This is a genomic window from Vibrio sp. YT-16 (assembly GCF_033337405.1).
Taxonomy (GTDB): Bacteria; Pseudomonadota; Gammaproteobacteria; order Enterobacterales; family Vibrionaceae; genus Vibrio; species Vibrio alginolyticus.
In genome coordinates this window covers 279703-294776 of record NZ_JAWOQQ010000002.1, presented here as the reverse complement: position 1 = coordinate 294776, position 15074 = coordinate 279703, and the positions used below count along the sequence as shown (strand labels likewise).

Below are 15074 nucleotides of genomic sequence, written 5' to 3'. Positions count from 1 at the left end.
TTCCTTATCTAACTCTTTAATTAGTCGTAAATTGCTTTCCACTCTTCATACTTCTCAGGTAGAAGATCCTTGCTTCCAAATAACCGATGGAGTGTTTTTCGAATTAGGTCTTCTAACTGTGACGATAAGTGGGGTTCCCAGCTCGCGAGATTAAACGCTTTTTGTACTTCCCACCCCTTCTCAAGATACGGCAAACACAACGGGTATAATCCAACAGACTGGTAAGCTGCTATCAATTGCAAATACAGCATGAACTGCCCACGTCCCGAGCTATCCAGCTCAAGTTTGCGGGCAAGCTCTGCGGCACATTCCCCTAGATTTTCTAGAGTGATATCCTCCATTGGCAGCGAGTCTTCCTGCGAAATCACAACCGTTTGAACAACGGGTTGAGAAGTCGAAGAAGTAGTATCTTGAGTCGATAACCAGCTCAAGGTCGCTTCATCTGCAAATGGTATAGAATTCTTAAATGAGAGGTGCTCGATGCCCTCTAGCGATTCAACAAAACGCGTCACTTCTTGTTTCACAGCAAGCGCTGCATCATCAAAGCCCAAGTTATTAAGCATCGAATACACGAAGTAATGGCCCGTCAGCCAAAACGGCGCATCCGTTAATGTGCGCTCCAAACGCTTAATGGTGTCGATGTCGCTTTCTTGGTCAGCTTTATCTCGGTATTCCGCTTGTTGATCGGACGACACTGCCAAGCTCAAAGGCGTTTGATTATTTTGGTGGTCGGGTAGACCATCAATGTCATCCCAAGTCAGATGACGATAAATCCGGTAAGCCAGCGGATCACTTGGGTTCGCATGAAGCATGACTTCCGCAACCTTCTTCAAGGTGCGCTTAGAAGCCGTCGGCGAAGAGAAGTCCGTATCGACATCCACTTCTTTTGCCACCGCTTTCTTAACTGGCGCAGGTTTAGGGGCCGGCGGAACCGCCTTCACCGGTGGGGTTTGCACTTCACTCTGCGCTGGCGTTTCTTCGGCAGCAGACTGCGTAGCTGGTGCAGGCGCCGCTTGTTCGACGTTAACGACTGCATCATCGCTCTGCTCATCAGCCGCAGCTTGTTGAGATAAGACGTTGAGCTGAGTGCGAATCTCAAAGAAATCCGCTTCTGAGTCTTGGTAAACCTCGTCGTACTGGCGCTGCACTTCTTCAATAGTCGAAATGCAGTTTGATACCAACTCCCATGACTGAGCACTTTCCGCTAACTTGCTACTGACCAGTTTAAACTGATGGTTCAACCATTCAACCGCGCCATCTCGACCCCGCTTTCGCGAAGGATACAATTCAACGCCAAAGCGACTTAACGCCTCACTAAGCAGCTTTAGACCTTGTTCAAAGCCTTGCAGACCAAACTCTTCTGTTAGCGCGCGAACGAGGTAACAAATGGCTTTTAAGTCTTTACTGTGGTGCTCTAGAACTTCAGTCGCGTGCGTTTTTACCACGCTCCAATCTACTGTTTCGCCAAACAAGGAACCGAATTTCTTTACTTCAGATTCCATCATCTCGTAGCAAAACTCGTAACGGGCATCGTTTCCCACTGGAGATTCATCAGAAATAGGATTAAGCAGACGATCTATATCAATGTTGGACAAAATTCACGTCTCCTTCAGTCAAGTAATCTCTCAACGCACGCGCTACCGCAATTGCGCCATTTGCTGGCTTAGATAACCGATGGCTCTGCTCTATCGCATCCGACGCCATGCTATCTAGAATTTTCGTGATTTCTGTAAATTTGCTTGGTGCATTCCGTTCTAAATCGGCAAGGGATTCATGTAGCTTTTGTTTGTCGTAAACGGATTGCTCCATCACGGTGCTAAACAAAATAAATTCGCTTCTTGCGACGATTAAATCCTTTATTTTTTTGTCTAGTTCTGGCGTATTACCGAAGTAGGCTTTGGCTAATTCAGCTTCTTCAATTGCTTTGGTGTAAAAGTGCGCCTCTGCATGTTTATCGATGGAGTCATTAATATTTTCCATCACAGCCTTTGGTAAGACTTGGTTGTAGAAATAGGCTTGTGACTGGTTTAATAACCATGCCTCTTTCATTTCATTTTCTGCGAGCTTAGCTTCACCATCTAAAATTAAGCGAGCAATCTGCTTATCTCGACTGCCAGCTATGGCAGATACTTTCATGGAATCGATAGACGCGACATTTAATCCAGACATCACTTTAGTCAACGCCTCATCCGCATATGGAAACAGGGCACCGTCACGAACAAGGGTTTCTCGCAAGGTGACAAGCTCCTTACGTAATTCGACTAATGCCATTGGTAAGCCATCCGCTAACGATTGATACGACGTTAACTGAGCCTGTTTTTCTTCATATAAATTCGAGAGGCTTAACTGCTGAGCTTGATATGCTGTTCGATAAGCTACTGTCATATCAATACTCTGAGTAGCTTGAGACAATTCTTCTTTGATTTTCCATGGAGGCTGAGCCAAAAAAGAAGCCGTTTCAGAGGGCGTAATAACGTGAGTTACAGTAGTGACACCTCGGGAAAAAATGGCATCCAATTGATCTTTATTCTGTTGATACAAATAACTTCCTGCTGTTGCCAGCACACTCAACACTAAGCTCGCCTCTAATATTTTAAAGCGACCATACGCCGTTTTATCATTTGGCTTACAGTGTGTAAGCAGCAAGTCCGCGTTACGCAAGCTACTGAAAATTGGTGCGTTAGAATTTGAGCTAATTGATTGCGTATCGATTCGCGCTAACTGTTGAGCAAAAGAAATAGCGGTATAGCCATGCCCTCTTGGTTTGTTGATGACTTCTTTCAGCAATTTCCAAATATGAGCCGGGATCAAAGCCGGACGCTTTCGATCTTTTAACTGCTTATTCCAAGCATCACCAAATATTGATCCTAAAAATAGGTGTCCAGCGAGCAAAGCGAGAGAGTAAACATCATCTTGCGGTTCCGCGATGCCAGTTTCTATATAAAGAGGGGAAGCGTAGCTCAAGCTTGCCTCTGCGTAAGGTTCTGTCTCTCCAATGTAACGAGCAGCGCCGAAATCAATGAGCTTAACGTAATCGCCTTCACTCACTAATACGTTAGATGGTTTAATATCAAGATGGCAGATACCTCTTGTATGCATAAACTCTAGAGCGCCAGCGAGTTGATACACCAACCAAGCGATGTGGTCGTGGCGGAAGCCTTTAGAAGAATGACGCTCCATTTTTTCTGCCAGTGATTCACCTTGGATCCACTCGTACATCAAATATGGGCGTTCGAATTCGTTGCCGATTTTTACAAAGTTAGCCACGCTAGGGTGTTGAGAAAGCTCCAGCCTGCTCGCTTCGTTAATCAACATTTTGCTCGCAAATTCTGGCGAGTCATCATTGATAACTTTGCAACAGATTTGCTTCTCTGGCTGCCCTTTTTTTGCAAGATGGTAAACCGTTGTCTTACCATTTCTAGAAGGAAGCTTGTCTAATACATCAAACTGTGAAAAAAGCACGTACTCAAGCTTCGGCTTATTTTTTTCTGCTAGCCTTTGCTCATTCAGTTTCTTTTTCTCAATAGCTTTAACAACCAACTGATCGATATATCCTTTGGCTGTACTCTGATTATTAGACACTTAGTACTCTTTCATAGAATAAATATTATTAGAGTTGAATAATATTTTCTTGAACGTACTTGTATCAAGGTTGGTATTTAAAACAAACAGTAAGCCTATTATTTTAGTTATTATTACTAACTTATTAGACCTTTTTACTTACGCTTTCACTGCATGAGTTATACGCTTTTTCGTGTTACAAACTTCAACCTAATAATATGAGTATATTTTCATTGCCATTTGATCGATGAGTGCCCACTAACATTGCAGTAATTGGAGAACTCCTTTGTCACCATGAAAGTCGAACATTAACAACGTAGTTGGTTGCTTAAAGTGGTGCTCTCTGACCGCAAAGGCAATTAAAGCGAGAGAAGAACAACTGCCCATTGTGCCCCACAACTCATTGATAAGCTGCGGTTGTTCTGGGTTCGTGAATCGTTCTGCTTTAGCCCCCAGAGCAAAGCCGTAATCTTCCGAATGCATGCGCAGGTTCGTCATATCGGAATACACTTCACCAAATAAATCGAGCTTTTTACTCGCACGTTGAACAAGTCGAAACATGCCTCTTCGGTCTGAAGTGTTTAATTCCGTATCAATGTAGCCAAGCTGCGCTTGAGGCTTAAGTTTCAATGTTTCTACGGTATTTCTTCGACAAAGAATTAAACCCGCCCCACCCTCACTCGGAATAACGCCCCATGGATTATTGGTACTCATTACCATCGCATCGTCGATGAGTGTTTGCATCGAACTCACCAAGGAATCGACACTGATACACATCATAGCATCATATTTATCCAATGATTTCATGGCCTGGAGAACGAAACTAGGCCCACTGGCATGAACAGCATTCACCACAGAGAGAAATTCAGCATAGTTACTTTCACCAAGCCATTCTTGCACCTTTACTAGTGAAACAGACGCAGGCACCGCTATAAGCAAAGGTATTGGTCTCAATGAACGTGGTAACTGTGCTAACAATGAATCAAGCAAGTGGGTGATTAACTCACACGTTTTCTCAAACTGCTCACTTTCTTTGGTGTATTCGATTTTGGCGTAAGTAAAACGCTCGATACCATCATCCCCTACACATTGGTCGAATCTTCCTAAGTCAGCATACGAAACTGCACTAGCAATATCTAAATTCATACCGGTTGGCGTCATCACTTCCATCCCTAGCACGTAACGGCCTGTTGAATTATGCATGCTCGCTTACCTCTTCCAACTTAGTGATGGATGTCGACACCAACAAATGTTCCTTGCCCTGACAAGGAAACGCAGCGGTGTAACTGATTGATATAGTTTTCTTTTCCGTATCAACGAATAAGGTGTACATCGCCATATCAGCTTGATAACTTTGATCTTTGAACGTCGCGATCGCACGGTATTTTTCTTTAGGAATTCGAAATGAAAGCGTGTCATCATGACAAAAGCCACTCATCATCAAACGCTCCCCCCCACGAAGGAAGCCTTTGCACTGTTGATCAATAGGCGCGCTTTGGAAGAACCGCTTATCAAAATCGAGTGGCAACATTGGCTTGCGATTCTCAATCCAATCGTCATCGAACGTGCCGGCCAGCTTCTGGCGCGACTCAAAGAACGGAGGCACTGGCCCGAACCCCGCAACGCGTAGTTTTTTCGCGGCGGCACTCCAGTCCTCTCGGGGATAAAAAATCGAGGGCACTTTCTGTTCAAGCAATTCTTTGTTGGAGTCGGCAACCCCACCACCTATTCGGTTACGTAAATCACCGCCTACCGCGCAAGTGTAATCAATGTCTTTTTCAATAAATGGGACTGGATTGCTCAGCGTGATACTGCCAGCATGCTCAACCCATACGCGTTCCCCGTGAATAGCGAGAGTCTTATCGATATGACCATCAATCAGCACACGACACTCTTGGTATGTCACTGGCTTTTTCGCGTAGCTGCGCGCTTTGCCGTAAACAAGTACATCTGTGTTTTCTTTGGTATACGCGAACTCGTGGTCAACTTTCATCGCAGAGAAGCCTTCTTCGCCCAAATATTGGGGATCATCGAAGATTTCACTTTCACCTAATTCGTGCCAAACCACACCATCGAATTGCCATGTGCGTTTGGCGACTACAACCCAGACTTCATCGCCGTTTTCGTCACGTTGAAAACGACCTTTGAGTGATAGCTCAGGGTACGCCTCAATATCCCATAACTGCATTGCTATTCCTTAAGTTGAATCGTTCGCTCGCAGAAGGTGCGGCCTTTAAATTGTTAAAGTTCCAGTCTTGTTGATGAATCGGCATTGCCATATCCCAAGGCACGTAGGCTCTGGATTGAATACAGAGTTGACGCCATAGCCAATCGCGGAACAGCACATCAACGTTAGCATCTTGCATCGCAGCTAACGTAGACTCGAAGCTCAATGCGTAACCCAAGCGGCTTGGTAGATTTTGGATATATTTTTCATCTTCCACCCACTCATTGAGCAGATCGACAATCTCTTCCCATTCATACTCGACACCAACATCTTGCGGAGTCAGAGGAAGAAGCTTTCCGTAGACGACATACAAGGCTTGAAGCCAAATTTCACCCTCAGCTTCACCTTCCTCCAGACTTTCCAAGTGCTCGATGATTTGGGGTACCAGTTTCCAATCACCACCCAGCGCAAAATCAACAGGTGCTAATGAAGAAGAGATATCAAACGCCTCAAACTCTTTTAACTCAAGTAACTTGGCATAAGTGAGCACTTGCGCTGATGGTAATCCATTTGGTTCGATGCCAAAGCACTGACGGAGCCAAGTGCCTCTGTCACGTTTGGTAATCAAACGTTCAAATAGATATTGTTCGCTGCCTGCATTGTCATTGAGCCAATCAATCCCCTCTTTCACGTCTTGTAAAGCGAGCAGTGGCAAAGCAACATGAGAGCTAATGATGCTGGCTTTGTGCCAGCGCTTGATGAGAGAAACACTTAATGTTTGACGTACACGTAAGCATTCAAAGTAAAACGCACTGGATGTCGCATTACCCTCAATAAGCTCCGAAAGCGTGCTATCCATAGATTCAACCGGAGATTGTACGGCAATGACCATTGCGGTTTTAGCGTCAATATCTTCGAGTAAACTCAAGCCGCACAAAAGGTTATCCAACGCTGAGCCCAACTCGCCTTGTAGCATCAGCCAGCTGTAGATTTCTGGCTCCTGGCCTCTTAACTGATGAATCAACCCCGGTGCTAACCGATAAAACGACAAGTACACCTGCTTCAGTTCTTCAATTTGGCGTTCAATCAGCTTGAGATACGCCAACTCACGACTTGGATAACCCCTTTTGTGAATTTGAACTCGCTGCCTGATTAAAAAACCGATACTTTCAGAAGCAATGGACAGCTTTTCATTACAGAAATCCAGCCATGTTACTGGCAATTGGGAAAGGTCGTTCACAGCGCGCTCAGCTTTTGCTAACGCGCCTTCGACTTCTTGATTGGTTATGGGTGCCTTTAGGTGCTCGACACCGATTCTTTGTCGCATCTAGTTATCCGTTATTAGCGTGCCATAACGCGATTGCAATTAGTTAATACAAAGTAATTAGCTAACTCGACGTAAATTAGCTAATGCTAGGTAATTAGTTAATTGCGATCGTTCCGCCTTGAATTTTTTGTGCTTTTTCTGCTTGAGAAGTGACGTACTTCGCTTTAGTGGTAATTCGTCCATCGCGCCCGCTATAGCGAGTTTCTGTCTCACCACTTTTGACTACCAACTCTTGTTCTGTCTCGATAACCATCTTCTTCGCTCGCAATACAAACTCGTCAGAGTCATCCAGAATGGAGAAGAAAATGTCCGTCACAAGAGGCAAGCTTAAGTCGTCGTTCAAAAATTCAACTCGACAACTTAATCGATTATCGATAGCCATTTGCAGCTCAGAACGACGAAAGCCACGTCCTAGTCTCGCAGTGAGTGGCTGCTTAAATGGGTTACCATCAAAATCAACTCGCACACTGCCCGTAGACTCATTGATAGCCACTATTCTTCCAAAACGCGAAAAGCAAGCCGTTGATTCGGCTTGCTGCTCTGATATTACTTCTGTTGTAAGAGGTTGTTTTTCCATTGTTAGTTAACCACTACGTTGCCACCTTTCACGACGACTTTGTCACTGCCTTCGATCGTAATAGCCGAGCCTGATAACTTTATTGAACCATCACTGTTCATCACTAAAGAGGAACCACCCGTTTTCAATACAATCTTGTCGCCACTGATAATTTGCGTTGCACCATCGGCTTTATAAGCGGTGTTCCCTTTCACTGATACCGTTAAGTTGCCACCAATCGTCTGGTTATCATCCGCACCAATATCTGAACTCTTAGACGCACCGATAGTAAGGTTACTGTTTTCGCCAATATCTAAGTCATCATTTTTACCGATCTTAGTCGTACGGTTATCACCAATTTCTAAGTCAGAATTGTTTTTCACATACTGGGCTTCGTTCGCGTTGTATGTGACGGTAACGTCTTGCTCGACTGTCTCGGTAAACGTACTGTTTACTTGTGTCGTTTTATGTCCATGAATGGTTTCTTTATGGTCACCATGAACTTCATTCGTTTGGTGACGTGCAACCTTCAAGAATTCATCTTGACCGATATCACGGTAACGGTTGTTGAGCACCTTGGTCGACATGTCTTTTTGAGCGTGAATATAGACTTCTTCTTGGTTCGCTTCGTCTTCAAAACTCAACTCGTTGTAACCTGTTCCTTTGTGCGTTTGCGTGCGGAACGTGGTACGAGTTTTGTTTTCTGGCAAAGAGTACGGTGGGAAATGCAAACCGTTGTAAACTGCGCCCGTAACTAACGGACGATCTGGATCCCCCTCAAGGAAAGTCACTACGACTTCATGGCCAATACGCGGCAAATAAACTGCGCCCCATGTTGGCGCCGCCATGGATTGGCTTACACGAATCCAACAGCTTGAATGTTCGTTGTTATCACCGTAGCGATCCCAATGGAACTGTACTTTCACTCGACCAAGCTTGTCGGTGTAAATCTCTTCACCTTCTGGTCCTACAACAACCGCCGTTTGAGGGCCATCAACCACTGGTGCTGCTAGTTTAGGCGCCTTAAACACCACATCACGTGGAATACACGAGAACTGGTTGTAGTAAGTGGTTGGCATACCACTCGCTTCATCTTCATGCACTTGCGGATCTTGACCTGTGTGCATTACAGACAACATAAGGTAATCGCGGTTAATCTCAGAACGCGGGTGGTCACTGACGTTAAAGCTGTAACCAGATGCTAAGCGCATTACGTCACTCGTTGCTTCCACTTGTTGATTATCGACTATGTGTTCCGACATCCACTCCGTGGTTCTCACCTGACCCATCAGCGGGTCAACGTATCGTCCAGGATAATCAAACTGCTTGAGATCTTGGTCTAGCTCGCCAGCCTGTGTCATCTCTTGTGGAATTTTAGGGTGTTCGTAGTTGTAATCTGTGTACGTAACCTGTCCTGTTCTAACGCGGTTAACTAACTCGAGATCAGAGATATGTTCGCGATCGGCAACACCGCCACCATCGGCATGATAAACAATCGGCCCAATGTAAGAAGCATTTAGTGGCGAGCTTATCAAAGGTGCAATCGCGTCATTACTGTCGACAATGACCATCGTATGATTTGAATCGCTATGGTCAAAGTAATACCACATACCGTGTTCAGCCATCATACGCTGCACGAAGTGCAAGTCAGACTCACGGTATTGCAGAACGTATTCTTTTGGAGGATAAGTACCCGACACTTCAAATCGGTAATCGGTGACTGCCCCATCATCGAGTACTTCTGTGATGATGTCTTGCGCTGACTTTTGCTGGAAAATACGACAATCTTGGCGCTGAGATAAGAACCAAGCTTGAGGAACCAAGACTAATTGATAACGAGAAAAACGACGCCCAGTCCCTAAGTAACGAACTTCATTCACCACTCCGTTGAACACACGCGCAGCCCCAACACCTTGTCCGTAAAGTGTCAATGTTCCTGCTTTACGTATTAACTCATCGAACGAGATATCTGGATCAAGTGAAAGTAATGAGAGATTGATGTGGAAAGGCTTAGATAACTCTTCATGAACATGAAAGCTCTCAACCCGAAATTCATGCCCACATCCAGGCACTTCAAATTTAAATTCTACGTCATTCACCATATCTTTTACCTGATACAAATAATCGAATTAGGGCCAACAATCGTTGGCCCTGAATCTTTACGCGACGAGCAATTAAGCTTCGCGTGGAGCACGCCAGTCGTCGTTACCCGCAGTACCACAGTTTTCGTGAGTTACTTCGATCGCACGGTAAGTGAACTTAAGCACTTCTTCTGTCACGCGGTCAGCTGTTGCTGCGTCTTGACAGTGGTTCATACGAGTTTGGATATCGACAAGTAGCGCATCAATCAATTTGATTGAGTAGTAGTGCTCTTGTTTACCTTGAACTGAAGTGCGGTAGAAGCGGATCACACACTCAGGAAGTTTTTCGCCAGATACTAGTGCGTTGAATAGTAGTGGAGATGAGCGATCTTGAACTTTAGTTACAACAAGTGGACGGTGTACACGTTGACCAGTTGGCTGACCACTTTGTGGATCACGTGGAACTGTTAGCACGTGATCAAGTTCTTGTACTAGGAACTCATCAACGTGAGCTTCTTGCCATGTGTTACCTACTGAATCTGCAGAGTAAGTATCTTTAGTAATATGGCCTTGAGTCTCACCTTGGATAGACATATATGCTGGAGTTGGCATCGCTATTTCCTTTTCTAAAATCTGTTTTGTTTAAATCACCAAATCGCTTATCACCGCGACTAGTTGGTATAATCAAAGTCCGTGCCAACTTTAAAAATCAAACAAAAACAACAACCTAAGTAATTACAGGCATTGTTCACTAATATATTGAGTACAATTTATTGGATAAAAAACCAAAAAGTTGGATTAAGATAATAATAAATTGTTCTAACTTTAAAAAGTGAAAATAACCATATAAAACCGTGTAAATAAAGTCATTAAAACTAATAAATCCGACACTTTTACTATCAATTAATTTAGAATAACAACGCCATTAAAATAACCACAAACATTAATGTCACAATAATCATTAAAAATAACCAACAAACGATAGTCAAAATATCTTGATAAAAAAAGAACGCAATTACTTTTAGTATAATAGCCGCTACCTCTTTTCCTCTAAAGAATAAAATGGCTATGATAAATATAAACCTTTCTTCATTAATTCAGCGTCTACACCCGATTGCAAAAGTAGCATTAGAAGACGCCGCTGCACTTGCAGTCTCTGAAAAAGCAAACGAAGTTCAAATTGAGCATTATTTACTGAGTCTATTAGAAAGGCCAAATAGTGATTTTGACGTCTTATTGAGTCATTTTGATTGTTCTGAGAACTTATTAAGACAATCGGTTCGATCCACACTCGACACCAACGCTAAAGGAAATGGCAGCAAACCTGTTTTTTCTGCTTTATTAATCGAATGGTTGCAAGAAAGTTGGCTGGTTTCTTCTTTAGATCTATCCGAAACACAAATCCGCTCTGGTGCCCTGCTCCTTACTCTTGTTAGCAACCCTCTCCGTTACGGCCAACATGGTTACGCCTCTATCCTTGAAGCGGTAAACCCTGACAGCCTTAAGCGTAACTTTGCAGAGCTAACAAGCCACTCTATTGAGGCGCAAGTTGCTACTTCAGAAAAAACACAAGCTCGTGAAGATGGTTCAGCACTGAGCAAGTTCACAACCGACTTCACTGGTAAAGCACGCAAAGGCGAAATCGACCCTGTTTTCTGCCGCGACCAAGAAATCCGCCAAATCGTGGACATTCTTGCTCGTCGCCGTAAAAACAACCCTATTGCTGTTGGTGAACCGGGCGTTGGTAAAACCGCAGTAGTAGAAGGCTTGGCACTTAAGATTGTACAAGGTGACGTACCAGACAACCTCAAAGGTGTTGAGCTTTACGGCCTGGACATGGGTCTTCTGCAAGCTGGTGCAAGCGTAAAAGGCGAATTCGAAAAACGCCTAAACGCAGTATTGGATGAAGTGAAAAACTCGCCAACCCCTATCATTCTTTTCATCGATGAAGCACACACCCTTGTTGGCGGTGGTAACCAAGCGGGCGGCAGCGACGCGGCAAACTTGCTAAAACCAGCCCTAGCGCGTGGTGAAGTGAAAACCATCGCTGCGACAACATGGTCGGAATACAAGAAGTACTTCGAGAAAGATCCTGCTCTTGCGCGTCGTTTCCAATTGGTGAAACTCGACGAACCGTCTCCTGAGCAAGCAGCATTGATCATTCGTGGTCTGCGCCCAGCATACGAGAAGTCACATAACGTTTACGTGCGTGACGATGCTATCACTGCTGCGGCAGCACTTTCTGCTCGTTACATCTCTGGTCGTCAACTGCCAGACAAAGCGATCGATGTACTAGATACGGCGTGTGCACGAGTGAACATCAGCCTTAATGCCATTCCTGCTTCTGTTGAGACTCTGCAACAAGAACTTGCAGCTCAACAGCGCGAGCTTGAAGCACTTGAGCGTGATGCTCTGCAGCAAACTGGCGACAAGCACAGCCTTGCTAACATTCCAGACCTAAAACTGGCAATGGAAACAACGAAAGAAGAGCTAGCAGAACAAGAAGCGCAATGGCACAAAGAAAAAGAGCAGATCCAAGAGATGATTGCTCTACGCTCTCGCTTACATGAACTGGTCTTTGGCGAAACAAATGAAGAAGAGCTTGTTGCAGACGAAGATTCAGAACAAGAGCAAGACGTCTCTCCATATGCAGAAATGGATGAAGAAGCCGTTCGCATTGCCATTTCGGCCTGCCAAGAGCAGCTAGATGTAATCCGCAATGGCAACCCACTGGTTCACTTTGAAGTGGGCCCAGATGAAGTTAGCCACGTCATCTCGGACTGGACTGGCATTCCTATGGGTAAGATGCTTCAAGACGAAGCAGAAACCACGCTAAAACTGAAAGAAAGCCTAACACAAAGCATCAAAGGCCAAGAATACGCTATCGATGCACTGTCTGAAGGCATTCAAACTGCGAAAGCAGGCTTAGGCAACCCAGACGCACCAACAGGCGTATTCCTGCTGGTTGGCCCAAGTGGCGTGGGTAAAACCGAAACGGCTCGTGCGATCGCTGATCAAATGTTTGGTGGTGAGCGCTTTATGACGACCATTAACATGTCTGAGTTCCAAGAGAAGCACACGGTATCTCGCCTAATCGGTTCACCTCCAGGTTACGTAGGTTACGGTGAAGGCGGCATGCTGACAGAAGCGGTACGTCAGCGTCCATATTCTGTTGTACTTCTTGATGAAGTAGAAAAAGCCGACCCAGAAGTGTTGAACTTGTTCTACCAAGTTTTCGACAAAGGTACGCTGAACGACGGCGAAGGCCGCACCATCGACTTCAAGAACACGCTGATCATCATGACCAGTAACCTTGCAACGCACGAGATCGAATCTTTGGTTCATCAATCAAAAGACATCGATGCAAACATCATCGCAGAAGCTATCCGCCCTACTTTAAACCAACACTTCAAACCGGCGCTGTTGGCACGTATGTCGGTACTGCCATTTGTTCCGCTGTCTGATGAAGCAATGACAGAAATTATTCACCACAAGTTGAACAAAGTTTCTCAGCGTCTACAGAGCCATCACAAGCTGTCTCTGAGCTACGAAGACAGCTTGGTTGAGTTCGTACTAGGTAACTGTCGCCTTGCTGAAACGGGCGCGCGTAACATCGACGCGGTTATCAACCGTCAGTTACTGCCTCAGCTCTCGACTCAGCTACTAGTGCATGACAAGGATGATTCACATACGCAAATCGAAGTGTCTGTCGATGAGCAAGGAACACTAACCTATGCGTTCAGCTAACCATAGCGAACTTAGTAACGCCCTACTTGCGATCAGTCAGTCTTTGGCTGATCGCAGCCAGCTTACCCAAACCTTGGATGCTGTGTTGACCGCTGCGAGACAAATGACCCTCGCAAAGCACGGCATCATTTATGTTTTGGACCAGACTGGCCAGGCGTTGATTCCAAGTACCGCTCACCATAACGATAAAACGATTGTTTCCCACCCTTGGGAGGCATTGCAGATTGATTCCGCTAGTGAGAACGATCCATTTAACTTTGCCATTCGCAATGGTGAAGTGGTATTGATTAACGAGTTGTATAAGTACAACGGTTATGACTGTGACAGCATCTATCAAACTGAGCAGACGCTAGGGCTAAAAAGCGAGAACTTGCTGGCGTGGCCTTTGATTGATAGCGAAAGTAAGACCATTGGACTCTTGGTCTTGCTCGATTTAAGTGTTATCGACAATGAAGCTGCATTGACTGAGTTTTGTCGTATGGCCGCGAGTAATATTCGCCAAGCTGTGTGGTTAGAGCAATACGGGCAAGTGATTAAAAATCTCAATGCAGACAATCAAGCCCTAGTGCGCGAGAATACTCAGCTCAAAAAACGTACTCAGAAAGCCTATCAAGGTCCTATTGCAGAGAGCGAAGAAATGCTCAATGTCTTGAATCGTCTTGACAAGGTGTTATCTCTCCCTGTCGACGTTCTATTGCGTGGTGAAACAGGCGCCGGTAAAGAGGTGATCGCGAAATACATTCACGAAAACTCTAATCGTTCAGAACAACCTTTGATCGTACAGAACTGTGCCGCAATCCCAGAGCAGTTATTAGAGTCAGAACTCTTTGGCCATAAGAAAGGCTCATTCACTGGCGCGGACAAAGACAAAGTCGGTTTGTTTGAAGCAGCCAACGGCGGCACGCTTTTCCTAGATGAAATTGGCGATATGCCAATGCTACTGCAAGCAAAATTGCTGCGTGTGCTACAGGAACGTAAAGTTCGCCCAATCGGCACTAGCAAAGAGATTGAAGTGGACGTTCGCGTTATCGCCGCAACCCACTGTAATCTTATGCAGCAAATCAAAGATGGCGGATTCCGTGCCGATTTGTTCTATCGTTTGAATGTGTTCCCTATTACATTACCACCATTGAGAGCACGCAAGTCGGATATTATTCCCCTTGCCGAACATTTCGTGCAACACACCACCAACACGCTAGGTCTGCCGCAAGCGCCAGGGTTAAGTGCCAACGTACGTAAACAGCTCCTTGCCTACCAATACCCAGGGAACGTGCGTGAGCTTAAGAACATCATTGAGCGCTCGGTGCTACTGTCCGATTTTGAAACCATTACTCACATTGAGTTTGGCGAACAAATCCCAGAAGATGTGCCAAATATCGACATGAAAGCAGTCTCACCTACCCCAGACCAACCTGCTTACGAGCGTCAGGTACAAGCGGATTTAGAAGACGCTTCAAAGAGTCTTAAGGACGTTGTCAGCCAATACGAGCGTACAGTGATCATCGATTGCTTAAATGCGTGTAATTGGCACACCAAGAAGGCCGCTGAACAATTGGCACTTCCAATGAGCACTCTCAACCATAAGATGAAGAAATACGACATTTCTGCAGCGGGTTGATGGGGCTTAAAAAGAAA

10 protein-coding genes are annotated in these 15074 nt (G+C 45.1%); 2 read left to right on the top strand and 8 right to left on the bottom strand.

The features are described from left to right. Positions 1-20: 20 nt before the first annotated feature. The 8 genes from tssA to R7F07_RS04585 all read right to left on the bottom strand — a co-directional run bounded on the left by tssA (position 21) and on the right by R7F07_RS04585 (position 10304). Complete coding sequence (gene tssA, locus R7F07_RS04620; RefSeq protein WP_171343147.1) at positions 21-1595, bottom strand: type VI secretion system protein TssA; 1575 nt, start codon at positions 1593-1595, stop codon at positions 21-23. Continuing rightward, positions 1582-3582, bottom strand: a complete 2001-nt coding sequence (locus tag R7F07_RS04615) for a serine/threonine protein kinase (protein ID WP_171343146.1) — start codon at positions 3580-3582, stop codon at positions 1582-1584. Before R7F07_RS04615 ends, tssA begins: the two co-directional genes overlap by 14 nt. Before the next feature lie 237 nt (positions 3583-3819). After that, positions 3820-4764: a hypothetical protein gene (locus tag R7F07_RS04610; protein ID WP_171343145.1), complete on the bottom strand. Its 945-nt coding sequence runs from the start codon at positions 4762-4764 to the stop codon at positions 3820-3822. Then, entirely contained in the window at positions 4757-5749 is a 993-nt protein-coding gene (locus R7F07_RS04605; RefSeq protein ID WP_042523528.1) for a DUF2169 domain-containing protein, read from the bottom strand. Before R7F07_RS04605 ends, R7F07_RS04610 begins: the two co-directional genes overlap by 8 nt. Beyond that, positions 5730-7055 (bottom strand): hypothetical protein, encoded by a 1326-nt coding sequence (locus R7F07_RS04600; protein ID WP_171343143.1) that lies wholly within the window; start codon positions 7053-7055, stop codon positions 5730-5732. The genes R7F07_RS04605 and R7F07_RS04600 overlap by 20 nt, the downstream gene beginning before the upstream one ends. Positions 7056-7149: 94 nt before the next feature. Continuing rightward, positions 7150-7632 (bottom strand): hypothetical protein, encoded by a 483-nt coding sequence (locus R7F07_RS04595; RefSeq protein WP_025767908.1) that lies wholly within the window; start codon positions 7630-7632, stop codon positions 7150-7152. Positions 7633-7634: 2 nt separating this feature from the next. Next, positions 7635-9713 carry a type VI secretion system tip protein VgrG gene (tssI, locus tag R7F07_RS04590; protein ID WP_042523523.1) on the bottom strand — a complete coding sequence of 693 codons (2079 nt, stop codon included), beginning with the start codon at positions 9711-9713 and terminating at the stop codon, positions 7635-7637. A 72-nt stretch (positions 9714-9785) separates the two neighbouring features. Then, complete coding sequence (locus R7F07_RS04585; RefSeq protein WP_005373415.1) at positions 9786-10304, bottom strand: Hcp family type VI secretion system effector; 519 nt, start codon at positions 10302-10304, stop codon at positions 9786-9788. Positions 10305-10760: 456 nt separating this feature from the next. Between R7F07_RS04585 and tssH the strand changes: the two genes are divergently transcribed. Together tssH and R7F07_RS04575 are read left to right on the top strand one after the other, a co-directional pair. Continuing rightward, entirely contained in the window at positions 10761-13439 is a 2679-nt protein-coding gene (gene tssH / locus R7F07_RS04580) for a type VI secretion system ATPase TssH (protein WP_025998546.1), read from the top strand. Next, positions 13426-15057, top strand: a complete 1632-nt coding sequence (locus R7F07_RS04575) for a sigma-54-dependent Fis family transcriptional regulator (protein WP_005373418.1) — start codon at positions 13426-13428, stop codon at positions 15055-15057. Before tssH ends, R7F07_RS04575 begins: the two co-directional genes overlap by 14 nt. Positions 15058-15074: the final 17 nt, after the last annotated feature.

Coding starts and splice junctions, on each gene's coding strand:
- tssH (WP_025998546.1), top strand. CDS start 10,761: ATGATAAATATAAACCTTTCTTCATTAATTCAGCGTCTACACCCGATT.
- R7F07_RS04575 (WP_005373418.1), top strand. CDS start 13,426: ATGCGTTCAGCTAACCATAGCGAACTTAGTAACGCCCTACTTGCGATC.
- tssI (WP_042523523.1), bottom strand. CDS start 9,713: ATGGTGAATGACGTAGAATTTAAATTTGAAGTGCCTGGATGTGGGCAT.
- R7F07_RS04605 (WP_042523528.1), bottom strand. CDS start 5,749: ATGCAGTTATGGGATATTGAGGCGTACCCTGAGCTATCACTCAAAGGT.
- R7F07_RS04585 (WP_005373415.1), bottom strand. CDS start 10,304: ATGCCAACTCCAGCATATATGTCTATCCAAGGTGAGACTCAAGGCCAT.
- R7F07_RS04595 (WP_025767908.1), bottom strand. CDS start 7,632: ATGGAAAAACAACCTCTTACAACAGAAGTAATATCAGAGCAGCAAGCC.
- R7F07_RS04610 (WP_171343145.1), bottom strand. CDS start 4,764: ATGCATAATTCAACAGGCCGTTACGTGCTAGGGATGGAAGTGATGACG.
- R7F07_RS04600 (WP_171343143.1), bottom strand. CDS start 7,055: ATGCGACAAAGAATCGGTGTCGAGCACCTAAAGGCACCCATAACCAAT.